Below are 20,576 nucleotides of genomic sequence, written 5' to 3'. Positions count from 1 at the left end.
AACGGCTACATCGAAAGCTTCAACGGCAGCCTGCGCGACGAATGCCTGAACGAGGAGATCTTCGACAGTCTGGCTGAGCCGACGCGCACCATCGACCTGACGGCGCTTGTCGAAAGCGTCTGCGAGGACCTTGCCGAACTGGGTCAGCCGGTGCGGTTCGCGCCCGACGAGAGGTTTGACTACCGCTGCCGCCCCGAGGGGTTGAGGCGGGTGATCCGGAACCTGATCGAGAACGCCGTCCGCTATGCCGGAGGTGCCGACGTTCGCCTGATCACTGACAAGGCGGGCGTGAGGATCCTGGTGGAAGACGAAGGGCCGGGTATTCCGACCGACAGTTTCGAAGAAGTCTTCTCGCCATTCTTCCGGCTGGAGGGATCGCGTTCGCGCGAGACAGGCGGCCTCGGCCTCGGCCTGTCGATTGCCCGAGCGATCGCCCGCCAGCACGGCGGCGACATCATTCTGTCCCCCCGCAAGCCCGGGCTGCAGGCCGCAATCGTGCTGCCCCCGGAACATTGAAGGCGATCTCCGGTCCGCCTGATGTCGTGGCGGGCCGCGCGCCCGGTGCGCGGATCGGCGTCACACTGCGCGGTCTCACGAGGACCGGGAGAGCCTTCTACCGCCGGAAATCGAGGCTCGCCCCTCTCCCGGAGCGGTTTGGCGTGATCGGATTTGTTGGAGTGTTCCAACGGGGCCTATAGTCACCCTATGCATCGCAAGAACACATTCACCCTTTCGCCGACGGCTTTGGCCAGGATCGGCGCATCGCCAAAGCAGGTTTGCCTGGCGGCCGGTCTGCGAACTGCGACCGAGTTGGAGACGGACGATTTCTTCCGGCTCTGGACATGGGCCGAGACACAGCTTGGAGATCATGCTGTTGGGCTGAAGATGGGTGCGGACGGACTTGAAGCCGGCTACGGCGTCGCCGGACTCGTCGCTCTTCACGCTCCGGACTTCGGCAGCGCGCTGAGATCCCTCGCGCGCTACAAACAGCTGATATGCCCGGAACTCGTCGACATCGCCGTCGACGGCGAAGAGGTCTTGGTTCGCTTCCGATGGCTCGAAGCCAGCGGACCCGCTCCCCGACTCCTGGTGGACATGACCCTGGCTTCGCTGGGCGCACTGGCATTTCACGGCACGAAGGGAATTGTCCGTCCACTCCGCGTCGATCTGGCACGGCGCAACGATAGCCAGCAGTACGTACAGGCACATTTTTCCTGTCCTGTTCGCTGTGGCGCCGAAGCCGACACGATGGTTTTCGAGCGGGCGGCATTGAAGGTGCCGATGGTCACGGCCGATCGCGCGCCATTCGAAGCCCTTGTACGAGAGATGGATCTTCGGTTGGCCGAGGGTCAGGGCCTCTCGCAGGCTGCGGCGTTGCGGCATGCGCTGGCGCGACTTCTGAGTGACGGTCGTCCGCCCACTCTCGCTTCGGCAGCAAGCCGTCTGAATGTCAGCCGCCGGACTCTCCAACGCCAATTGCTCAATGAAGGCACTGGCTTTCAGCAGGAGCTTGCGCATGTCCGCCGTGTGGTTGCGCGACGGCTGCTGATGCAGACCCAGCTCGACCCGGTCGCGATTGCCTTGCTGCTGGGGTTCTCTGAACCGAACTCGTTTGTCCGCAGATTCCGCGCGTGGGAACGGACAACCCCGTTGCGCTGGCGTGCCGGGCACGCGGAACGCACCCTATGACCCAAGGAGTCCATCCCATGGCCCCGTACCATGTTCTCGTAACCGGCGGCTCCGGCTTCATAGCCGGACACTGCATTCTGACGTTGCTGGAAGCCGGCCACCGCGTGCGCGCGACCCTGCGTGATCTTGGGCGCGAGCCTGAAGTCCGGCGCATCCTAGAAGAGACGGGAATGCCAACCGATAGCCCCCTCGGCTTCGTTCAGACAGACCTGATGCAGGACACCGGCTGGGTCGAGGCCCTCGAAGGTGTGGATTTTGTCCTGCACGTCGCCTCCCCGGTGCATCCCGGTCATCTCGAAACCGAAGACGATGTCATCGTTCCTGCCCGCGCGGGAACGCTGCGCGTCCTGCGTGCCGCCCGGGCGGCGCGGGTCCGGCGCGTCGTGCTGACCTCGGCGTTTCATGCCGTCAGCTGGGGGCATCCGCGCGGCAATCACCTGTTCACCGAGGCCGACTGGACGATTCCTGACGGGCCCGGCGCGGATGCCTACGCCCGGAGCAAGACATTTGCCGAGCAGGCGGCCTGGGACTTTGTGAAAGACGCTGCCGGGCCGGAGCTGGTGACGATGCTGCCGGTCGCCGTCATGGGGCCGGTGCTGGGGACGGGAATCTCCGGAGCCAACCACATTGTGCACCAGATGCTGACAGGCGCCATGCCCTTCATGCCTGATCTGCACATCCCGATCGTCGATGTGCGGGACGTGGCCTGCGCGCACCTGCTGGCAATGGCGGCCCCGGAGGCGGCGTCCCAGCGCTTCCTGTTGTCGAACGGCCCGGCCTTGCCAATGCGGGATATCGCAGCTGTCCTGCGCGCGGCAGCGGCCGGTTCAGCGCACCACATCCCACGCCGGGTGATGCCCAACGCCGTGATGCACCTGATCGGCCTGTTCAACCCGCAGGTCCGCGCTATCCTACCCGATCTCGGCCAGAGCAAACGCACATCCAACGAGAAGGCTGCGCGGCTGTTGGGATGGAGTGCCCGTGCGCCGGCCGAGGCTATCGCCGCGGCGGCCGAGAGCATGATCCGAAAAAGCTTGCTTTAAGTCCGCAATAGCGTGCCCGGCTTGCTCCGTTCGTCTCGCTCAACCTATCTCAACAGCCCTGTGCCGCACGCGGCGCAGGCAGGTTTTGATCAGCGAGGCGATGCCGCTGCAGCGGGTGCCGGCCTCGGCTGCGCCGACTTTGCCCGGAAATAGCCCGGTGCCGTGGAGCGCCCCGGCGCCGCGAGTTGCAAACCGGGACGGGAGCCTGTCGGGGAGGCGTTATCTCGGCAAGGGGCGCCGGTCTGCTGCCGGTTCGCGTCAGTTGGCAGACCGGGAAGGTCCCTCAACATCAGCCCTGCCCCGTGTCGGCTGAAGAACCGCCTCGGCGAGCGAGGCTTCTCTCAACGGCCCCGCCTTTTCCCGGTAATCGCGGTCCTGCACCATGTCGGCGAAGGCGCGTCGGCTGGGGTAGCGCACCAGCGCCACAGCATCCCAGGCCTGGCCGGTTTCGGCGGACAGGGCGGGCAGGCCCTCCCCGACATAGACGATTTCCGCACCGTACCGGGCAACGAGCGGACCGGCGACTTCCAGATATGCGGCGTATCGCTCCCGCCCCCCGTCAGGGCGGAAGCGGAGCAGGTTGAGCATTACGATTGGCAGGCCGTCATCCTCGGCCATGAAGCTTGAGAATTCATCGTCGATGAGGGTCAGCATCCTTGGTTTTCCTTTGATTGAGATGTTTCGAAGGATCTTCCCGGACCGTGTCGTCGTCAGGAGATCGGCGTGGCCGGATGCAAGTCGCAGCGCGATTGCGTCCGCAGGTTCCTGTATCCCGGAGCCTGCGGCTTGCGCCTCAGCTCAACCCGCCATTCGCAAAGACAGTCTCGCCGTTGACCCAGCCCCCGCCTTGAGAACAAAGCAGGGCAATCACCTCTGCAATGTCCTCCGGTTGTCCAAGTCGGCCGAGCGGCGTTGCCTCCGGGATGCCTCTCAATGCCTCTTCCCCGTGCTGGCGAAGCAGCTGCGTATCGACGGCGCCGGGGGCCACTGCATTGACCGAGATGTTGCGACCAGCAAGCTCCCTGGCCAAAGCCTTTGCGTAGAGTTGCTGATCCGCCTTGGTGCCGGCATAGGCCGCAGCTCCCGGAGGTACCTGCAGGATGATGCTCGAGCTGAGGGTGATGATGCGGCCGCCGTCGCGAACCTGCCGCGCCGCCTCGCGCAGCGTGTTGAAACTGCCCTTCACGTTGGTGGCGATCATGCGATCGAATGCCGCGTCGGTCATATCCGCAAAGGGGCCGACATTCATGATGCCAGCGTTGCTGACGACGACATCGACGCCGCCAAACGCCTCATTGTTGGCCGCGAACAAGGCGCGCACGGCATCCGGATCGGCCACATCGGCCTGACGCCAGATCGCCCGCCCGCCTTCCGCCTCAATCTCGGCCACGACCTGCGCGGCCAGATCGGTGTTGACCAGGCAGTTGACGGTGACGGCGTAACCATCCCGGGCCAGACGTTTGGCAGTGGCTGCACCGATGCCACGGGATGATCCGGTCACGATGGCAGCCCGGCCGGTCCCCGGCAGGCGCGCGGGATCGGCATCGGTCGTCTGTGCAAGCGCCGCGCCGCCGAAAGCGAGGGCTGCCGGGCCTGCTGCGGCGAGCGTCAGAAAGGTACGGCGGGAATTGTCCGGATTGTTGATCGTGTCAGTCATGGTGCAGCCTTTTTCGGTGAGAGGAACCCACGAGATTCCGGGCATCCCTGCCGCACTTCGAACATGCGGGCGGGTGTACCGACGCGGGACGCGAGCATCCTCTGGGGAGAGTTCAGGTTTCATGGTGAAGCAGAGGCCGGCACCGGACCGAAATGCCGACCTTGAGACGCCATCGCCCGGTCCGACGCAGGGCCCTCGCTTCGAGCTTCAACCTAGTCGGTGCCTCCCTCGATCAGAATGCTCAAAGCTGGATTAAACTTGCCTATTCCTGCAATCAGGAAGCTCGCGGCCCAGTGCAGCGCAGGATCATCGCATCCCACCCACTCATCGCCAGCTCGGCCACATCCTCGAGTTCCGATTGCTCCGCTCCGTCCCGGGCACGGATCGCCATTCCGCTCTGCACGGTCTGTAGGAAGCGCGCGAGCCGGGTCACATCGAGTGCCGCGGGCAGTTCGCCCACGGCCACAGCCTCGGCAAGCCGCGCGCGGATCAACTCGAAGCCGTCCGTCCGCAACTGCCGGGTCAGGTCGACGAGCGCCTCATGGCCATCGCTTCCCACCGTCGCGAGGTTGATCATGCACCCGCGCGGCAGATCTTCATGGGCGCCGGTCATGGCGCTGGCGGAATCATGCAGCAGAGCGCCGACCGCCTCGCTGAAGAGTATCTTAGATGCCGTGCCCGACTACCACTGGACGATCGAGGATCTTTTCACCGACGAAAATCGCATCGCGGCGCGGCTGCAGGACACCGCCACGCCGGTAAAGCCCTTCCTCGGCCAGCAACCGACCGGCGCCTCGCTGAACATCATGGAATATGGCTCGTACCGGGCCGAGAAGGGCCAGTTCGTCGAAATGTGGTTCCTGATGGACAGCGCGACCGCCGCTGCGCAACTGCAGGCGGGCGCTGTGGCGACGGCTCCGGCCTAGCCACCGCAGCAACGTTCTGGTACCGCCCCTTCGCTCAGGACCGACGTCCTTTGCGCATGGGCGATGCCAGGCTATCGGCTTCCCGCCCCCGGCGGCGTCCTACATCAGCCCTTCCTGCTGGGCCTGATAGACGGTTCTGACTGCGGGCGTGAAACCCAGGCTACGCGCAAGCGAACTGTCGACATGAAGATACCACGGATTGGTAAGCGCTTCGGACTTTGAGGTCATCTTCGTGCCCGTCAGGCCCACGAGTTCGAAGATCGACAGCGGAGCCTCGTCCGCGATATTCACCACCCGCCCGTCAAATTTGCCTTCCAGCGCCAACGTGATCGCCGTTGCGATATCCCGGTGGTGAATAGTGCTCATGCGCTGCGCGGGGTGCCAGCTTCCGACATGCTCGGGAAGCGCTTCCAGATGCCCGTCGCCGTCGCCATAGACGAAGGGGAACCGGACGATCGACCAGGTCAGGCCGCTTTCGCGCAATTCATTCTCTGCCGCCACCTTGCTTGCGGGATAATCCTGCTTTGGGTCAACCGGATCATTCTCCTGACCGGGGTGGGCGTTGTCCATGCTGTAGACATGACTGGTGCTCGACATCACGAAGCGCGCCTCGGGGGCATGGGCCTTGACCGCGTCGATCAGATTGCGGGTACCTTCGAGATTGCTCTTCCAGATCAGATCGGCATCTCGTGTGCGGAACACCGCGGCCAGATGAACGACGGCAGTCACGCCGCGAACCGCGTCGGCCAGGGTCGAGGGGTCGAGGATGTCGCCATGGACGGCTTCAGCCCCGTCCGGGCAGGGTTTTCCGGGCCGCAGAAGCAGCCGGCAGGTGAAGCCCGCGTCAAGCAGACGCGGCGTCAGCCGCGCGCCGACGAGACCGGTCGCGCCGGTGATGAGGATCGTCATGGATCAGTCCTTTCGCAGAAGGGTTTGCAGGTTTTCGGTCGCAGCCCTGAGAACGCGGATCGTGACCGCCAGGTCGGACGGGTCTATCGCACCAAAGGCTGCGTCATGGATGAAGGACAGGTCGGGCAGCCTGTCCCAGAGGGTCTGGCCCGCGTCTGTCAGGGTCAGTAACCGCTGGCGCTGATCGGCGTCCTCAGCCGATTGCGCGACCAGACCCTTGCGCACCAGCGTTATGACCACCCCGCTCAGCGTCGCGCGCTCAAGCTCCAGCTTCCGTCCGAGATCGCGCTGTACTGCGGGGCCGGCGTTCGCCAGGTGCCACAGGATGTACCATTGCGTGGAGCCGAGATCGTAGGGCCGCAGTGTCGTATCCATGACCGCGCGTCCGGTCATGTAGCAGCGCTTCGCCCAGCCCCCCACAGTCACAGTGTCGTCCACCTTGGAATCCGCCATTGCCTCACCTTCATTTCGCAAGCTAACATACGATATTCGCAAGGTAGCTGACGAAAGTCAAGGCGCGAGGCTGAAGAACGGGACGACGGGTAAACTGCCCGCCTCTAGCTCCCGCCTTTCACCGTCTTCAGAATGTCGATGAAGGCCCGCAGAGACGAAGGCATATGCCGGTTGCTCGGGTAATACAGCGCGAGCCCGTCGATAGGCGGGCACCAGTCTTCCAGAACGATGCGGAGCCGGCCGGATTCGAGGAACGGCCTGGCAAAATGCTCTGGCAGATAGGCGATGCCGTAACCCTCCGTCGCCGCCTCGGCCAACAGGTCGTTGTCGTCCAGTGTCAGCGTGCCGGGCACATCCAGGGCGAACTCGGTGCCTCTGCGCGCAAATTCCCAGCGGTAGCGTTTGCCGCTGGGCAGGCGCTGGCGGATGCAGACATGGGCCTGCAAATCGTAGGGCGTGCGGGGCTCCCCCCTCTCGCGCAGATAGCTTGGCGCCGCGACGGCGATGAAGCGTGCCTCGCCGCCGAAACGCACCGCGACCATGTCTTGCGGAACAGCCTCAAACAGGCGCACGCCGGCGTCGAACCCTTGCCCGACGATATCCACCAACTGGCCTTCGGAGACCAGATCCAGTTCGACGCCGGGACAGGCGGCCATGAACTGCGGCACCACCTCGCGCAGCAGGATGCGCGCACCGCTCTTGTTCGCGTTGATCCGCAAGGTGCCGCTTGGGCGGCCCCGCGCTTTGGAAAGCGCGTCGAGCGCATCATCGAGACCCCGCAGGAGAGGATCGAGCCGTTCGAGCAGTTCCGCGCCGGCCTGTGTCAGCGACACGCTGCGGGTGGTGCGGTTCAGCAGGCGAATGTCCAGTTTTTCTTCCAGTCCGATGAGGGCGTGGCTGAGCGATGACCGCGACACGCCGAGCGTATCGGCCGCCTTGCGAAAGCTGCGATGGTGCGCAACCGCAGAAAACGCGGCGAGATCATTCAAGCTAGGGCGCGTCATCCGTGAAAATTCCTCACCAAGTTATCCCCGATTGGTGCACTTATAGCATCACTCATGCCGCTCTAAGTCGGAGGAACGGAAAAATCAAAAGGAAAACCCATGACCAGAACTTGGCTCATCACCGGCGCATCCTCCGGCCTTGGCAAGGAGATGACCGCCCAACTGCTCGGGCGGGGCGACCGTGTTATCGGCACGTCGCGCCGCCCGGGGGCGCTGTCGGCCTTCTCGGAACAATATGCGGACCGGTTCGATGAGGTGGCGCTGGACCTCACCAACCAAACCGGCATCCGGAGCACAGTCGACCGGGCTTTCGACCGGCATGGACGGATCGACGTGATCGTCAGCAACGCGGGCTATGGCCTGTTCGGCGCCGCCGAGGAACTGGACGCGGCGGAAATCGACCGTCAGATCGCGACCAACCTGACCGGGTCAATCCACTTGATCCGCGCCGCCCTGCCCCATCTGCGTGCGCAGGGTGGCGGGCGTATCGTGCAGGTCTCGTCGGAGGGCGGACAGATCGCCTATCCCAGCTTCAGCCTCTACCACGCCACCAAATGGGGGATCGAGGGCTTCGTGGAGACCGTCGCGCAAGAGGTCGCGCCCTTCGGCATTTCCTGCATCCTCGCGGAGCCCGGCCCGACCGGCACGAACTTCGGCGCCAACCTCGTGGTGGCCGATGCCACCGACACTTACGCCAACACTCCCGCTGGTGCGGTGCGGCGCGCGATTACAGACGGCAGCTTCGTGCTGAAGGGCGACGCGGCGCGGACCGTGTCGGCGATAATCAACGCCGCCGACAGCGCCACGCCCCCGCTGCGCCTTGCTCTGGGCAGCACGGCCTACGAGGCGATCTCCGGCGCCCTCAGGACACGGCTCGCAGCCCTCGAAGCACAGCGTAACGTCGCCCTGTCAGCAGACCGGACGGACCTGTGAGCGCTGCGATCTTCGCCATCTCCGCCATGAACACTCAGAAAGGACACCCCATGCCAGTCAGGCCGATGCTTGCCGCCCTCGCCCTCACCGTCTCGTCACTGCCCGTTCTCGCGCAAACCGCCGCGCCCAACGAGGTCGTGGGCACCTGGCGCATGGTGCAGGCGACGGTTGACCCAGGCGGCGAGGACATTGCCGCCTTCGGCCCGAACCCCAACAGCCTGCTGATCTTCACGTCCGACATGCATTTTGCGGCGGTGCTTACCAATGGCGATACGCCCGATTTTTCCTCTGGCACTCAGGGCGAAGGCACTGATGCAGAGAACCGGACCGCCATGGCAAGCAGCATCGGATTCTTCGGCACCTACACTGTCGACGAAGACGGGGTCTTCAGCGGCAACCGTGTGGAAGGCTCCACCTTTCCGAACTGGGTGGGCAGTACCCGGACGACAGAGGAACTGACCCTGACAGTCGAGGGCGACCAGATGTTCGAGGTCTTCACCCTCGCCGAAGGCGCCCGGATCGAAATCGAATGGCAGCGCGTGCCGTGAGCACCGCACAAACCAGCGCCGTGACGCGCCCGGCGCGGTGCCATCCAACGAGAGAGGAACCTGCCATGACCATGGACCGCCGTTCGATATTCCGGTTCGGGGCGCTTGCGGGCGCCACGGCCCTTGCCGCGCCATCCATCATGATGCGTGCCGCCCATGCCCAGTCTCCGGCGAGACCGGATGTGACCAACGCGGGCTTTCACCGCTTCAGGCTGGGGGATTTCGAAGTCACGATCCTACTCGACGGGATGCTCCCCTTCGACGGGCCGCATCCGATCTTCGGGGCCGACCGGGAGGCTGCCGAGGTCGCCGCATTGATGGAGGAGAACTTCCTGCCGACCGACCGCATGCTGGGCCAGTTCAACCCGGTTCTGGTGAACACCGGAACCGAGGTTATCCTCTTTGACACCGGCAACGGGCCGGAAGGCCGCGAGCAGGGGACCGGGCGACTGCCCGAACGTATCGTGGCGTCTGGCTACGCCCCGTCCGACGTGACGGTCGTGGCAATCTCGCATCTGCACGCCGATCACATCAACGGCCTGATGGAGGCCGGGCAGCCTACCTTCGCCAATGCGCGCTATGTCGTCGGCCGGGCGGAGTGGGACTTCTGGGCCACAGCTGATCTTACCGGCACGCCCGCGGCCGGGCATCAGCAGGCCATTCAGGCAAAGGCGATACCCCTCATCGAGAGAATGACCTTCATCGAGGCGGGGCAGCCTGTGGCAGCCGGTGTCTCCAGCCTCGGCGCAGCCGGGCACACGCCGGGCCACCTTGCTTTCATGCTGGAGTCCGGCGGGCACAACCTTCTGTTGACCGGTGATACCGCCAACCACTTCGTCGCCTCGCTTCAGCGGCCGGACTGGGAGGTTGCCTTCGACATGGACAGGTCTGACGCTGCCGCCACGCGCAGGCGCATCTTCGGCATGCTCGCCGCCGAGCGCATGCCCTTCATCGGCTATCACATGCCACATCCCGCCTTGGGGTATGTCGAGCCCTTCGGCGACGGCTTCCGCTACGTGCCTGTCAGCTACCAGTTTCTGCTCTGAGCCCGGCAGCACCCCCGGCACAAGCCCAGCAGGCGAGGATGCCTCAGGCGGGAGATAAGATGGCATGCCGGAGAAAGGGCATCGAAAGAAATCATCGCCCAGCGCAGCGGCCGCACCTGACAACCCAAACCGCAAGCAGGAGAAGATCGCCTCCTGCTTGCCGGCGCCTTGAAATATGAGAGGTGCAATCGCAATCTGGATCAGATCTTAACCTGCTTCAGGATCTCGCAACAGCCGTTGAGGCCGAGCCCTTCGATCCCCAATACGACCTTTTCGTCTCTCACAGAGGTGACACGCTTGTAGCCGTCGCCATATGGCTGAAGGACAGGCCCGTCATCCTCTCCGCTTCCCTCCAGAGGCGCGCCGCGACCTCCCGGTCCTTCGCTCTGTCGACGATCTTCGCGGCAACGGGGTGCCCCCGCGTCTCTGACAACCGGTCAGGACCATAGTAGCCACCCTTCTGCGCATTGGGCGAGGTGGCGGCATAGAGGCTCGGCAAGGCACCCTGCGCGACGGGCTGAAACAGGAAAGGCAGGGACGACCGCATCAATCTGCTGAAATCCCAGCGGCCTGCCGAGTTGAGGATGAGATCGCTGCGCGAAACACCGGGATGCGCGGCGATGCTGTCGATCCCCCAGCCTGCCGCATCGCTGCGCCGCTGCAGCTCAAAAGCGAACATGACGCAGGCGAGTTTGGACTGGCTGTAGTTCACCATCGGCTTGTAGGCGCGTTCGGCGTTGAGGTTCTGGAAATCAATGGCACCGCCATTTGCCGCGATGCTCCCCAGCGATACGACCCGGGGCCGAGTTCCCTTGCGCAACAGGGTTAGAAGATGCCCGGTCAAGGCGAAATGCCCGAGGAAATTGGTGCCGAACTGCAGCTCGAATCCATCCGACGTAAAGCGTTTTGTCGGAGGTGCCATGACGCCGGCATTGTTGATGAGAACGTCGAGGCTCTCCCGGGTGGTGCTCAGCCGCTCGCCGAAGGCCGCAATGGATCTCAGATCCGCAAGGTCGAGTTGCTCGAACGCGACCTGCGCCGACGGTACCCTCGCCCGCACGCGCTTGATCGCTTCCGCGCCGCTGGCGGGATTTCTGCCCGCCACGACGACTTCGGCGCCGGCTTGGGCCAGTGCCACAGCAGTCTCGAAGCCGATCCCGCCCGTGCCGGTGATGATCATCGAGCGACCCGAAAGGTCGGGAATATCGTTCGTCGTCCAGTTCGTCATTTGTTACTGCCCTTGTTGAGAGAAGGAGCACCCTGCCCAGGGGTACATTTGGCTGATCCGGTAAACGCTCGCCGGTGGCAGATTTCGCATTGTGCCGCCGATGCGCTCGGCCACCAGACCCAGCCGCTCGAGGATCGGTCGTGGAACCGGGCATCGCGGACCATAGGTGAACTGATAGAAGGCAGCGTCTGGCCGCAGATGCCCGAAGGTTCCCTTCAGGATCGACATCACCAGACGGGGCGACATCGACAGCAGACCCAGACCGCTGACTGCCGCGCCGGCCTTGCGGCCACCGAAAAGCTGTTGTCCCCGCAGCCTCGCTGCGCTCATCTGCAAGACCTGCGCCTGCGGAAACCGGGCTCTGAGCAACGAGGCGAACTCGACGTCCAACTCGATCAGGGTCAGAGCCGCCGGATCGAGGCCGCGCTTGATCAGGGCTCTGGTGAAAACGCCTGTTCCCGGTCCGAGTTCGAGCACAGGTGCATGGTGCATCTCGATTTGCGAGGTGATGAGACCCGCCAGCGTCCGGCTTGACGGGGCGACCGCCGCCACCCGCAGCGGTGCCGCCCGCCAGGAGCGTAGAAAGCGCATGGTATCGGACGGCTCGGCGCGCTTGTCGATCGCCTGCTCGGAGGGGTGGCGATGACAAATGCGCATTTAGATCATCTCGTCTTTCCGCAATGCGCTGAGCAGCGACATATCGCAGGCCGCGTCGAGCGCCATGCGCTGCCGCTTCGATTCGAAAGTGGTGTCCCGCCCAGAAGCGGTGGGACCTGCCGTTGACCTGCGGTTGGAAACTGGGGGCGGCGCGTTCATCAAGTTTTCTCCGGCTTAATCGTTCTTGCCCAAGATGGGGCTGCGCGACTTGCTCTGCTTGCCTGATCTGTGCAAAAACTTGCCTGAACCTCTAATCCTCTGGTCAACGCCAGGAGGTTCGCACATACTCTGCCTCAGGAAAAATTTCGGGGGTTCCGTTGTGAAAACCGATCTTGTCGAAGCTTTCACCAGTTACGTCGCCGCGCATGGCGGGCCCGACGCGCTGTCCCACACGCCAGTCGAAAACCTGTTCGTGATGTGCAGCACAAAGGAGCGGCTGCCGTTTCGAAAGATGTACAAACCGTCGATCTGCATCGTGGCGCAGGGTGCCAAACGGATAGAGGTTGCGCAGACGGTCCTGACCTACCCGGCGGGAACCGCCCTCGCGATCAGCGTGGAACTGCCCGGATATGGAAGCGTCACGCAGGCCAGCCCGGAAAAGCCCTTCCTCGGCATGACGATTGAATTCGACATGGACATGATAAAGTCTGTGCTCGATACGCTCGGACGGCCCCCGTCGATCGAGGCAAACGGTTCAGGGCTTTTCGTCGAGCACCTGAACGACGCTCAACAGGACTGCGTCGCGCGACTGATCAGGCTCTTCGCAACGCCGGAGGCCGTGCCCGTGCTCTACCCCTCGATCATGCGGGAGTTCTACTACTGGCTTCTTGTCGGGCCAAACGGCGGCGAGATTGCCAAGATGGTCCGCGCCGAAAGTCATACCCAGCGGATCGCCGACGCGATCTTTCATCTGCGGCGGGATTTCAGGCGGGCGGTCCGTATTGAGGAACTCGCCGACGTCGCCTGCATGAGCCCGTCCTCCTTTCATCACCATTTCAAGACCCTGACCTCGATGACACCGCTGCAGTACCAGAAGCAACTTCGCCTCATCGAGGCCCGGCGGCTGATGGTGATGGAAGCGGCGAATGTCACCAAGGCGGCTTTCGATGTGGGGTATGAAAGCCCCTCGCAGTTCAGCCGGGAATATAGCCGTCTGTTTGGCTGTCCGCCCAAACAGGATGCCATGATGCTGCGTCCCCTCAGCGCCCAGCTGGGCCTGTGACTACATCTGATCGGGGCTCTGCCGGGCAGCCTGCGTGAAGAAGTCGATGAAGGCCCGGAGAGCCGGCGGCATGTGCCTTCTGCTCGGATAGTAGAGGTGCCAGGCCGGAAGCCTGGGGCTGAAGTCGGTCAGCACCCTGACAAGTTGCCCGCGTACGAGAGCGTCCTGGGCATAAGGCAACGCAACGCGCGCCAGGCCAATGCCGGCAACAGCCGCCGCCACGGCGTGGCGGGCGTTGTTCACGGTCAGGCGCCCGCTCGGGACCATCGCGATATCCTCACCTTCCTTGTGAAACTGCCACGGAAAGATTGTCCCACTGGGAAACCGGTGACGGATGCAGTCGAACCCTGCCAGATCCTCGGGCACCTCGGGCCGCCCTGCCCCATCCAGAAACGCCGGAGAGGCGACGACCGCGTAATCCTGTTCCGGCCCAAGGGGCAGCGCGATCATGTCCTGCGCCATCTCAAGTCCCAACCGGATTCCGAGGTCGTAACCCTCGGCGACGATATCCACATTGCGCGCGTCCTCGATGATTTCCACCGAGATGCCGGGATAGGTCTCCAGAAACCCGGGAAGGTGCGGCGCGATAAGCCAGTCGAGCGCGGGCGCAGGCGCATTCATTCGGACCTGACCCGAGGGGGTTCCTCCCATCGAGCGAACCTCCTCAAGACAGGCGCGGATATCGGCCAGCGCTGGCGTCAGCCGGCTGACAAGCAAGTGACCTGCTTCCGTCGGCACCACGCTTCGGGTGGTCCGGTTGAACAGACGGACATGAAGCTCTTCCTCGAGCGCGCGAACTGTCTGGCTTAGTGCCGAGCCCGTCATGCCGCGCTCGCGCGCGGCAGCCCGGAAGCTTCCGTGGCGGGCAACGGCAAGAAAGGACTCGAGATCACTCTGGCGCATGACGACCATTGATTAGGAATGCTGCTCAGTCTTGGTAGCAAAGAGCCCCTAAACTTTCAAATCAACAACGCCCATCCTTATCGGCAACGCGGGACGTGCAGCGATGGGCGATCCGTTGAAGATCGTAGCTTTAGGCAATTTTTTTGCAGCTTCGGGCGTGTGGCACATCCAAGAGATGCGCAACTATCCCACACAGGTCCCCGCCGACGGCGACCGGAGCTGCGTCTGGCCATGGCATGTCAATGAGAGGATCCTGCGATGAGCACTAGTTTTCGACGTCCCGCCATGCTCGGGCATCCGTCGAGGACAGGCGGTCTTCTCCTCGTTCTGATCACCCTCGCGTCACCAGCCGCTCAAGCGCAGAGCATGGAGGGCGAGCGACTGTTTCGGCAACGGTGCGCAACCTGCCACAGCATCGAGGAGGCCGGTCGCGGAAGCGGCCCCTCTCTGGCCGGGGTGTTCGGGCGAGAGGCCGGGAGCCTCGAGGGCGCGCGCTATTCGCCTGCGATGCAGGAGGCCGGCCTGACCTGGGACGAAGAGACGCTGGAGCAATTCCTAGGAAACCCCCGAGACACCGTTCCCGGCACCACAATGGCCGTCCGCATCTCAGACCCGGCGCAGCGAGCGGCAATTATCTCGTTCCTTCAGAACGCCGGCAACGGCGGCTGATCGCGGAACCACCAGAGCAACATGCAAGACAAGGAGCCAACATGGTCACTCTCAACGTGAACGGCCGGACGTTCGAAGTGGACGCCACCCCTGACACCCCTCTGCTCTGGGCGCTGAGAGACGATCTCAAGCTGAAGGGAACGCGCTTTGGCTGTGGTGCCGGCATGTGCGGCGCCTGCACGGTCCATATCGATGGACAGGCGACGTTCTCCTGTCAGATGACGATTGGCGATGCCGAGGGCAGCGAGATCACCACGATCGAAGGGTTGTCGGCCGACGGCACGCATGTAGTCCAACAGGCCTGGATCACCGAGCAGGTGCCACAATGCGGCTATTGCCAGTCGGGCCAGATCATGCGCGCAGCCGCGCTACTGGCGCACAATCCTCAGCCGAGCCGGCAGGAGATCGTCGACGAGATGTCGGCCAACCTTTGTCGCTGCGGCACCTATACCCGCATCATCCGCGCCATTGAGCGCGCGGCTCAGGAAGGATGATCCCATGACCATGCAGACCATAAACGCCACGCGACGCGACTTCCTCAAGGGCTCCGGCGCTCTCTCCTTCGCCCTTCTGGCCACGGGCGGGGTCGCCGTGCTTCCTTCTGCGGCCGAGGCGCAACCACTTCCTGATGGTAAGGTCAACGCCTGGGTGACGATCACGCCCGACAACCGCGTGACGATCATGTTCGGCTCTGCCGAGATGGGCCAGGGTGTCAGCACCTCGCTGCCGATGATCGTCGCCGAAGAACTGGATGCCGATTGGTCCATGGTCGCCTCCCAGCAGGTCAGCACCGATCCCGAGGGCGTCTACGGCAATCCCATGGCCGGTGGCATCCTCTTCGCGGCGGGCAGTTCGTCGATAGAGGGATACTTCACCTATCTGAGGCAAGCAGGGGCGCAGGCGCGCCAGATCCTGATCCAGATCGCGGCCGCGCATTGGGCCGTTCCCGCCGAGGAGGTCACCACCCGAAGCGGCACGCTCCACCACGACCCGAGCGGATCTTCGATGACTTATGGCGAGGTCGCCGCCCTGCCGGAACCGGCCTGGCCAAGCGGCGAGATGGCTGATGCCACGCTGAAACCGCGCACCGACTGGACCATCATCGGCACTGATGTCGAGCGGCTGGACATTCCGGCCAAGACGACCGGGGCGACCGAATACTCCATCGACGTGGACTTGCCAAACATGGTCCATGCCGCCCTGCTCCTGCCCCCGGTCGAGGGCGAAATCCCGACGCTGACCTCCGATACTGCGGCACGCGCGATTGACGGCGTGGTGGATGTGATTGTGATGGACCATGCCGTGGCCGTGCTGGCGCGCAACTTCCCTGCGGCCCTCGCCGGGCGGGATGCGCTGGACGTCAGCTGGACCGAAACCTCGCCGTACCGCCACGCGAACAGCGAAGACGAGCTGATCGCCCTGTCGGGGGCCGTCGACGATATGTCCGCCGACGCCGTGGTCTGGGAAAGCCGCGGAGACGGTCAGGTGGATTTCACCGGCGCCAACGTGTTCACCGGCAATTACACCACTGAACATGTCTATCACGCGCAGATGGAGCCGCTGAACGCCGTTGCCTCGGTCGATGCCGACGGTATGGGCGCCGAAATCTGGCTCGGTACTCAGAGCCAGACGGCGTCGATCATGATCGCGGCCGCCGTTCTGGGAACCACGCCAGACCGCATCCGCTTCCACGCGATGCAGATGGGCGGCGCCTTCGGGAGGCGCACGGTCTTCGCCCGCGAGCAGATGCGTGATGCGCTGCTGCTGTCTCGCGCCTCGGGACGGCCAGTCAAGGTGGTCTGGACCCGCGAAGACGACGTGAAGAACGGCTGGCTCCGCCCGGCGACGGTGCATCGGCTGGACGCGGTGCTCGACGCCGAGGGCTGTCCCACGGCGCTGCGTCACCGGGTCGCCTCGCCCTCGATCTTCCAGTTCGCAATGCCCGACCGCTGGAACCCCGAGACTCGTCTCGATCTCCTGGTGATGGAGGGCGCCGAAAGCTCCGACTACGCCTTCGGCACCTTCCAGGCAGAACATGTGCTGGTGCCGCGACAGTCGCGGCTTTCGGCCTGGCGTGGCATTGGCTGGGCTCCCAACTGCTTTGCCCGCGAGTGCTTTCTGGATGAGCTTGCAGAGCGCACCGGTTCGGACCCTGTAAGCTACCGACGCAGACTGCTCGCCGGCTCGCCCAGGGCACTGGCGGTCCTCGACGCGGCCGTGGAAATGTCCGACTTCGGCAACGCGCCCGAGGGGCGCGCACACGGCCTCGCCTTCGCGGGCTACAAGAAGACGCTCGCCACAGGTGTCGCCGAGGTCTCCTACGAAGACGGCCAGTTGCGCGTTCATCGCTTCTGGACCGCCATCGATCCCGGAATCGTCATTCATCCACAGGCCTATCGCGCCCAGGTCGAGGGTGGGATTCTGTTCGGTCTGTCGAGTGTCCTGCGCGAGCGCTCGACATTCTCCGGAGGGCGAATCGATCAGAGCAATTTCTACGACTACGAACCGATCCGTATTTCAGAGATCCCCGAAATGGAGGTGCAGTTTGTCGACTCGGGCGAACCGCCGAGCGGCGGTGGTGAAATCGGTGTGCCGATGACGGCACCCGCCATCGCGAATGCGGTGCGCAAACTGACAGGCGCCGCTCAGAGACATCTGCCGTTCCCGGGTCGCGCGTAGAGTCCCGGGGATGTGATTGACCATGTTGTTCCGGGCTCGCCGGGCCAAATCGACAGTTAAGCTGCCTTTGCCACCACTTCGGGTTACCCGGGATGTGAGGTTCGGCCATGCCTGAAGCACAACCGGCGGCATCCCCATGGTCAACCAAGTCGCGATTCAACTATCACTATCAGGCGGGCAATGCCAACCCGGTCGCGGGCCTGCGCGTAGGTGAGGTGCGCATGGTCGGCGGCGAACTGGTCAGCATAGAGGACCCGGCGCGGCGCGACAGCTTCCAAGCCATCCTGTCCCGGGCCGGGCGCGAGGCTGTGACCGCCAGCGCCAGCGCGCCACTGGAGGTGCCGATATTAGCTATGCAAAGCATGCCCGCGAGCTTCTGCGAGGTGCGGGTCAGCGCGGTGACAGGCGAGGTGCGGGTGAAGCGCCTGCTGGGGTCCTTCGACTGCGGCACGATCCTGAACCCCAAGACTGCCGCCAGCCAGTTCCGCGGCGGCATGATCACGGGGCTGGGCGTGGCACTGACCGAGGAACCCCTGTTCGATGAGCGCAGCGGGCGGATCATGAACGCCAGCCTGGACGACTATCACATCCCCGCCCATCTGGACGTGCCGGAGATCGACGTGATCTGGCCCGGCATCCCCGACCCGCGCTCGCCACTCGGTGCACGCGGCATCGGCGAGATCGGCATCACCGGCATTGCCGCAGCCATCGCCAATGCCGTGTTCAATGCCACCGGCAAGCGTGTACGGGATCTGCCTCTGACGCTTGATAAGTTGCTGTAAGCCACCTCCGCACGAAGGACTTCCTATGCACGGGCTTTCCATACCCAAGCAAACCCAGATCTCCATGCATCCGGCGATGCTGGACCCGTGGGACAGCGCGTTGACCTGGGGCACAGGCACCGTTCTGGCGGTGCTGACCGGGACCGACGGCCCGGCCTATCGCGACGTGGGTGCCGCGATGGCGTTTCACCCCGATGGCCGTTTCGCGGGGGCGATCACGTCAGGCTGCGTCGAGGCGGACCTGATCCTGCGGGCCCAGGAGGTGCGCCGAACGGGCCAGCCCCAGTCGCTGCGCTACGGCAGGGGCTCCCCCTTCTTCGATCTGCGCCTGCCTTGCGGCGGCGGGGTGGATATCTTGCTCTTCCGCCTGAAAGATGTCGGCGCGCTTGCCGATCTGGCGGCAAGCCGCGCTGCAAGACGGCCCGTCTCCCTCATCGTCTCGGCGGAAGGGCGGCTGACGCTTGGGCCCTGACAACCGAGCGGCCTTCAAGACCGCGTGCTGTGCATCGGCTTCCGGCCGCCACTGCGCTTTGCGGTGTTCGGCACGGGCGCCGAGGCGGCGGCCTTTAGCGGGCTGGTGCGGGGCATGGGCTATGAGCATGTCCAGCTGTCGCATGAGCACGCCAGCCTCGCGGCGGTGCGCGTCGCCGGCAGCCCGACCCTGCACATCGACGCGGGCCGTCCTATCGCGGAGTTGCAGGCCGATACCGACACCGCCGCGATCCTGTTCTTCCACGACCACGATCTGGAACCCGCCATTCTGCAGCATCTGCTTCGGACACCGGCCTTTTACATCGGCGCCCAAGGCAGCCGCGCCGCGCAGGCGGTGCGGCTTGCCCGCCTGCGCGAGATGGGCTTGCCCGATGATCAGTTGCGGCGCATTCATGGGCCGGTGGGCCTGATCCCCTCGTCGCGCGAGCCAAATGCGCTGGCGATTTCTGTGCTGGCCGAGATTGTCGGCCTGCATGTGAAGCGCGCCGCGACGGCGACGGCGTGACCCGAACCGCCGCTGGCGGACCGGGTCACGGTCTTCAGGTCACCCGGATCACAGCAGCATGCCGCCCGAGACCTCGATGCGTTGCCCGGTCATCCAAGTCATATCCCCCATCAACAGGCTGGAGATGGCACCGCCGATGTCATCGGGCAGTCCGGCGCGGCCCATGGCGGTCTGGCTGGCGATATATCGGTTGACCTCGGCCACATCGCGCACAGCGCCGCCGCCGAAATCGGTCTCGATGGCGCCGGGGGCGACCACGTTCACGGAAATGCCGCGCGGCCCCAGCTCTTTGGCCAGATAGCGGCTCATCACCTCGACCCCGCCCTTCATCGTGGCATAGGCCGCATATCCCGGCAGGCTGAACCGTGCGAGGCCCGAGGAGATATTCACGATCCTGCCGCCATCGCGGATCAGCGGCAGCATCTTTTGCGTCAGGAAGAACACCCCCTTGAGGTGGACGGCCATCAGGTCATCGAACTGCGCCTCGGTGGTGTCCGCAAACGGCACGTTGATCCCGGTGCCGGCGTTATTCACCAGAAAATCCAGCCGCGCCTCGCCGTGCAGCTCTGTCAGCGCCGCCTGCAGATGTGTGGCAAACTCGGGGAATCCAGCGGTCTTCGCGGTATCGAGTTGCAAGGCCACCGCCTTGCGCCCCATTGCCGCAATCTCGGCGACGGTGGCATCCGCCCCGTCCTTGCGGCTGTGATAGGTCAGCGCGACGTCGCAGCCCTTGCGGGCCAGATGCAGGGCCGTGTTGCGGCCAAGACCACGGCTGCCGCCGGTGATCAGGGCGATGGGGGTGTTGCGGTCGGTCATCTGATGTCTCCATGGCTGGTGATGCCCGCAATCTAGCAACGAGGGCCCGCCACTGCCTGCCACATGCTCCGCCATATCTGCCCGATCCTCCAGAACCGGGCATTTTAGCTGGGCAGGTGCCCAGCGCCATGTCACTGTCTGTCGCGGGAGAATGGCAATATGACGAACAGCTTGATCGACCGCATCCTGCATCTCGCCGACAGATCCGGCGCGGGTGACGTGCCTTTTTCAACGGTGGTGCCGGGTCTTTCGGTGGTGCGGACGCGCGCGCCGACGCAATTGCTGCACACGGTCTTTGCTCCGGTCTTCTGTCTGGTCCTGCAGGGCGAAAAGCAGATGGTAATCCTCCCCATGGTTAAGGGGCTGCATAAGTAGAATTTTCTCGTAGCGTGAGCTGAGGAGATTCGAATGAGAA

At 64.3% G+C, this 20,576-nt stretch carries 25 protein-coding genes and 1 pseudogene; 16 read left to right on the top strand and 10 right to left on the bottom strand.

The genetic code is table 11. The features are described 5' to 3' along the window. The 4 genes and pseudogenes from K1Y73_RS17255 to K1Y73_RS17240 form a co-directional block, all read left to right on the top strand. A pseudogene (locus K1Y73_RS17255) lies at positions 1-99 on the top strand (integrase core domain-containing protein); the annotation flags it as partial. A gap of 51 nt (positions 100-150) precedes the next feature. After that, positions 151-516, top strand: coding sequence for an ATP-binding protein (locus K1Y73_RS17250; protein ID WP_225029552.1), 366 nt, complete (start codon positions 151-153; stop codon positions 514-516). Positions 517-705: 189 nt separating this feature from the next. Next, positions 706-1,689: an AraC family transcriptional regulator gene (locus K1Y73_RS17245; protein WP_225029551.1), complete on the top strand. Its 984-nt coding sequence runs from the start codon at positions 706-708 to the stop codon at positions 1,687-1,689. Between the two features lie 17 nt (positions 1,690-1,706). Further along, entirely contained in the window at positions 1,707-2,732 is a 1,026-nt protein-coding gene (locus K1Y73_RS17240; protein WP_225029550.1) for an NAD-dependent epimerase/dehydratase family protein, read from the top strand. A 258-nt stretch (positions 2,733-2,990) separates the two neighbouring features. Here K1Y73_RS17240 and K1Y73_RS17235 read toward each other — a convergent pair whose 3' ends face one another. From K1Y73_RS17235 to K1Y73_RS17225, 3 genes are all read right to left on the bottom strand, one after another. Next, entirely contained in the window at positions 2,991-3,386 is a 396-nt protein-coding gene (locus tag K1Y73_RS17235; protein WP_225029549.1) for a DUF1330 domain-containing protein, read from the bottom strand. Between the two features lie 139 nt (positions 3,387-3,525). Then, positions 3,526-4,389 carry an SDR family oxidoreductase gene (locus K1Y73_RS17230; RefSeq protein WP_225029548.1) on the bottom strand — a complete coding sequence of 288 codons (864 nt, stop codon included), beginning with the start codon at positions 4,387-4,389 and terminating at the stop codon, positions 3,526-3,528. Positions 4,390-4,663: 274 nt separating this feature from the next. Continuing rightward, a complete protein-coding gene (locus K1Y73_RS17225) occupies positions 4,664-5,002 on the bottom strand; it encodes a TetR family transcriptional regulator C-terminal domain-containing protein (RefSeq protein WP_225029547.1) in 339 nt (112 codons plus the stop codon). Between K1Y73_RS17225 and K1Y73_RS17220 the strand changes: the two genes are divergently transcribed. Further along, positions 4,965-5,315: an ester cyclase gene (locus tag K1Y73_RS17220; RefSeq protein ID WP_318248254.1), complete on the top strand. Its 351-nt coding sequence runs from the start codon at positions 4,965-4,967 to the stop codon at positions 5,313-5,315. The genes K1Y73_RS17225 and K1Y73_RS17220 overlap by 38 nt on opposite strands. A 99-nt stretch (positions 5,316-5,414) precedes the next feature. On the opposite strand, the gene K1Y73_RS17215 is transcribed toward K1Y73_RS17220, so the two are convergent. The 3 genes from K1Y73_RS17215 to K1Y73_RS17205 form a co-directional block, all read right to left on the bottom strand. Beyond that, positions 5,415-6,224: an NAD-dependent epimerase/dehydratase family protein gene (locus K1Y73_RS17215; protein ID WP_225029545.1), complete on the bottom strand. Its 810-nt coding sequence runs from the start codon at positions 6,222-6,224 to the stop codon at positions 5,415-5,417. 3 nt (positions 6,225-6,227) lie between these two features. Then, on the bottom strand, positions 6,228-6,677 hold the full coding sequence (locus K1Y73_RS17210) for a MarR family winged helix-turn-helix transcriptional regulator (protein ID WP_225029544.1): 450 nt from the start codon (positions 6,675-6,677) through the stop codon (positions 6,228-6,230). 104 nt (positions 6,678-6,781) lie between these two features. After that, positions 6,782-7,666, bottom strand: a complete 885-nt coding sequence (locus K1Y73_RS17205) for a LysR family transcriptional regulator (RefSeq protein ID WP_225029543.1) — start codon at positions 7,664-7,666, stop codon at positions 6,782-6,784. Between the two features lie 114 nt (positions 7,667-7,780). On the opposite strand from K1Y73_RS17205, the gene K1Y73_RS17200 reads away from it, so the two are divergent. The 3 genes from K1Y73_RS17200 to K1Y73_RS17190 all read left to right on the top strand — a co-directional run bounded on the left by K1Y73_RS17200 (position 7,781) and on the right by K1Y73_RS17190 (position 10,208). Continuing rightward, the gene (locus tag K1Y73_RS17200) at positions 7,781-8,614 is read left to right on the top strand and encodes an SDR family oxidoreductase (RefSeq protein ID WP_225029542.1); all 834 of its coding nucleotides are present in this window, start codon (positions 7,781-7,783) and stop codon (positions 8,612-8,614) included. Then, positions 8,611-9,162, top strand: coding sequence for a lipocalin-like domain-containing protein (locus K1Y73_RS17195; protein ID WP_225029541.1), 552 nt, complete (start codon positions 8,611-8,613; stop codon positions 9,160-9,162). Before K1Y73_RS17200 ends, K1Y73_RS17195 begins: the two co-directional genes overlap by 4 nt. Positions 9,163-9,227: 65 nt before the next feature. Further along, on the top strand, positions 9,228-10,208 hold the full coding sequence (locus tag K1Y73_RS17190) for an MBL fold metallo-hydrolase (protein WP_225029540.1): 981 nt from the start codon (positions 9,228-9,230) through the stop codon (positions 10,206-10,208). A 280-nt stretch (positions 10,209-10,488) separates the two neighbouring features. Here K1Y73_RS17190 and K1Y73_RS17185 read toward each other — a convergent pair whose 3' ends face one another. Then, positions 10,489-11,436: an SDR family oxidoreductase gene (locus K1Y73_RS17185; RefSeq protein ID WP_225029539.1), complete on the bottom strand. Its 948-nt coding sequence runs from the start codon at positions 11,434-11,436 to the stop codon at positions 10,489-10,491. A gap of 3 nt (positions 11,437-11,439) precedes the next feature. Continuing rightward, the gene (locus K1Y73_RS17180; RefSeq protein WP_225029538.1) at positions 11,440-12,093 is read right to left on the bottom strand and encodes a class I SAM-dependent methyltransferase; all 654 of its coding nucleotides are present in this window, start codon (positions 12,091-12,093) and stop codon (positions 11,440-11,442) included. A 319-nt stretch (positions 12,094-12,412) separates the two neighbouring features. On the opposite strand from K1Y73_RS17180, the gene K1Y73_RS17175 reads away from it, so the two are divergent. Next, positions 12,413-13,315 (top strand): AraC family transcriptional regulator, encoded by a 903-nt coding sequence (locus K1Y73_RS17175; protein WP_225029537.1) that lies wholly within the window; start codon positions 12,413-12,415, stop codon positions 13,313-13,315. On the opposite strand, the gene K1Y73_RS17170 is transcribed toward K1Y73_RS17175, so the two are convergent. Continuing rightward, positions 13,316-14,227, bottom strand: a complete 912-nt coding sequence (locus K1Y73_RS17170; RefSeq protein WP_225029536.1) for a LysR family transcriptional regulator — start codon at positions 14,225-14,227, stop codon at positions 13,316-13,318. It lies immediately after the preceding gene. A gap of 249 nt (positions 14,228-14,476) precedes the next feature. Here K1Y73_RS17170 and K1Y73_RS17165 point away from each other — a divergent pair, with 249 nt between their 5' ends. The 6 genes from K1Y73_RS17165 to K1Y73_RS17140 all read left to right on the top strand — a co-directional run bounded on the left by K1Y73_RS17165 (position 14,477) and on the right by K1Y73_RS17140 (position 19,345). After that, on the top strand, positions 14,477-14,887 hold the full coding sequence (locus K1Y73_RS17165) for a c-type cytochrome (RefSeq protein ID WP_225029535.1): 411 nt from the start codon (positions 14,477-14,479) through the stop codon (positions 14,885-14,887). 41 nt (positions 14,888-14,928) lie between these two features. Then, positions 14,929-15,381 carry a (2Fe-2S)-binding protein gene (locus K1Y73_RS17160; RefSeq protein WP_225029534.1) on the top strand — a complete coding sequence of 151 codons (453 nt, stop codon included), beginning with the start codon at positions 14,929-14,931 and terminating at the stop codon, positions 15,379-15,381. Positions 15,382-15,385: 4 nt separating this feature from the next. Beyond that, positions 15,386-17,566, top strand: a complete 2,181-nt coding sequence (locus K1Y73_RS17155; protein ID WP_225029533.1) for a xanthine dehydrogenase family protein molybdopterin-binding subunit — start codon at positions 15,386-15,388, stop codon at positions 17,564-17,566. A gap of 107 nt (positions 17,567-17,673) precedes the next feature. Continuing rightward, positions 17,674-18,348 carry a molybdopterin cofactor-binding domain-containing protein gene (locus K1Y73_RS17150; RefSeq protein WP_225029532.1) on the top strand — a complete coding sequence of 225 codons (675 nt, stop codon included), beginning with the start codon at positions 17,674-17,676 and terminating at the stop codon, positions 18,346-18,348. A 25-nt stretch (positions 18,349-18,373) separates the two neighbouring features. Further along, positions 18,374-18,820, top strand: a complete 447-nt coding sequence (locus K1Y73_RS17145) for an XdhC family protein (protein ID WP_225029531.1) — start codon at positions 18,374-18,376, stop codon at positions 18,818-18,820. 24 nt (positions 18,821-18,844) lie between these two features. Further along, complete coding sequence (locus K1Y73_RS17140) at positions 18,845-19,345, top strand: XdhC family protein (RefSeq protein WP_225029530.1); 501 nt, start codon at positions 18,845-18,847, stop codon at positions 19,343-19,345. Between the two features lie 48 nt (positions 19,346-19,393). Here K1Y73_RS17140 and K1Y73_RS17135 read toward each other — a convergent pair whose 3' ends face one another. Then, positions 19,394-20,161 (bottom strand): SDR family NAD(P)-dependent oxidoreductase, encoded by a 768-nt coding sequence (locus tag K1Y73_RS17135; RefSeq protein ID WP_225029529.1) that lies wholly within the window; start codon positions 20,159-20,161, stop codon positions 19,394-19,396. Positions 20,162-20,320: 159 nt separating this feature from the next. On the opposite strand from K1Y73_RS17135, the gene K1Y73_RS17130 reads away from it, so the two are divergent. Next, complete coding sequence (locus K1Y73_RS17130) at positions 20,321-20,536, top strand: AraC family transcriptional regulator N-terminal domain-containing protein (RefSeq protein ID WP_225029528.1); 216 nt, start codon at positions 20,321-20,323, stop codon at positions 20,534-20,536. The last annotated feature ends 40 nt before the right edge of the window (positions 20,537-20,576 follow it).

It is taken from the genome of Xinfangfangia pollutisoli, from assembly GCF_020179405.1.
GTDB classification, from domain to species: Bacteria; Pseudomonadota; Alphaproteobacteria; order Rhodobacterales; family Rhodobacteraceae; genus Pseudogemmobacter; species Pseudogemmobacter pollutisoli.
This window is presented reverse-complemented; position numbering and strand designations above follow the sequence as displayed.

Coding starts and splice junctions, on each gene's coding strand:
- K1Y73_RS17245 (WP_225029551.1), top strand. CDS start 706: ATGCATCGCAAGAACACATTCACCCTTTCGCCGACGGCTTTGGCCAGG.
- K1Y73_RS17240 (WP_225029550.1), top strand. CDS start 1,707: ATGGCCCCGTACCATGTTCTCGTAACCGGCGGCTCCGGCTTCATAGCC.
- K1Y73_RS17235 (WP_225029549.1), bottom strand. CDS start 3,386: ATGCTGACCCTCATCGACGATGAATTCTCAAGCTTCATGGCCGAGGAT.
- K1Y73_RS17230 (WP_225029548.1), bottom strand. CDS start 4,389: ATGACTGACACGATCAACAATCCGGACAATTCCCGCCGTACCTTTCTG.
- K1Y73_RS17220 (WP_318248254.1), top strand. CDS start 4,965: ATGCACCCGCGCGGCAGATCTTCATGGGCGCCGGTCATGGCGCTGGCG.
- K1Y73_RS17225 (WP_225029547.1), bottom strand. CDS start 5,002: ATGACCGGCGCCCATGAAGATCTGCCGCGCGGGTGCATGATCAACCTC.
- K1Y73_RS17215 (WP_225029545.1), bottom strand. CDS start 6,224: ATGACGATCCTCATCACCGGCGCGACCGGTCTCGTCGGCGCGCGGCTG.
- K1Y73_RS17210 (WP_225029544.1), bottom strand. CDS start 6,677: ATGGCGGATTCCAAGGTGGACGACACTGTGACTGTGGGGGGCTGGGCG.
- K1Y73_RS17200 (WP_225029542.1), top strand. CDS start 7,781: ATGACCAGAACTTGGCTCATCACCGGCGCATCCTCCGGCCTTGGCAAG.
- K1Y73_RS17190 (WP_225029540.1), top strand. CDS start 9,228: ATGACCATGGACCGCCGTTCGATATTCCGGTTCGGGGCGCTTGCGGGC.
- K1Y73_RS17185 (WP_225029539.1), bottom strand. CDS start 11,436: ATGACGAACTGGACGACGAACGATATTCCCGACCTTTCGGGTCGCTCG.
- K1Y73_RS17180 (WP_225029538.1), bottom strand. CDS start 12,093: ATGCGCATTTGTCATCGCCACCCCTCCGAGCAGGCGATCGACAAGCGC.
- K1Y73_RS17170 (WP_225029536.1), bottom strand. CDS start 14,227: ATGGTCGTCATGCGCCAGAGTGATCTCGAGTCCTTTCTTGCCGTTGCC.
- K1Y73_RS17165 (WP_225029535.1), top strand. CDS start 14,477: ATGAGCACTAGTTTTCGACGTCCCGCCATGCTCGGGCATCCGTCGAGG.
- K1Y73_RS17160 (WP_225029534.1), top strand. CDS start 14,929: ATGGTCACTCTCAACGTGAACGGCCGGACGTTCGAAGTGGACGCCACC.
- K1Y73_RS17155 (WP_225029533.1), top strand. CDS start 15,386: ATGACCATGCAGACCATAAACGCCACGCGACGCGACTTCCTCAAGGGC.
- K1Y73_RS17150 (WP_225029532.1), top strand. CDS start 17,674: ATGCCTGAAGCACAACCGGCGGCATCCCCATGGTCAACCAAGTCGCGA.
- K1Y73_RS17145 (WP_225029531.1), top strand. CDS start 18,374: ATGCACGGGCTTTCCATACCCAAGCAAACCCAGATCTCCATGCATCCG.
- K1Y73_RS17135 (WP_225029529.1), bottom strand. CDS start 20,161: ATGACCGACCGCAACACCCCCATCGCCCTGATCACCGGCGGCAGCCGT.
- K1Y73_RS17130 (WP_225029528.1), top strand. CDS start 20,321: ATGACGAACAGCTTGATCGACCGCATCCTGCATCTCGCCGACAGATCC.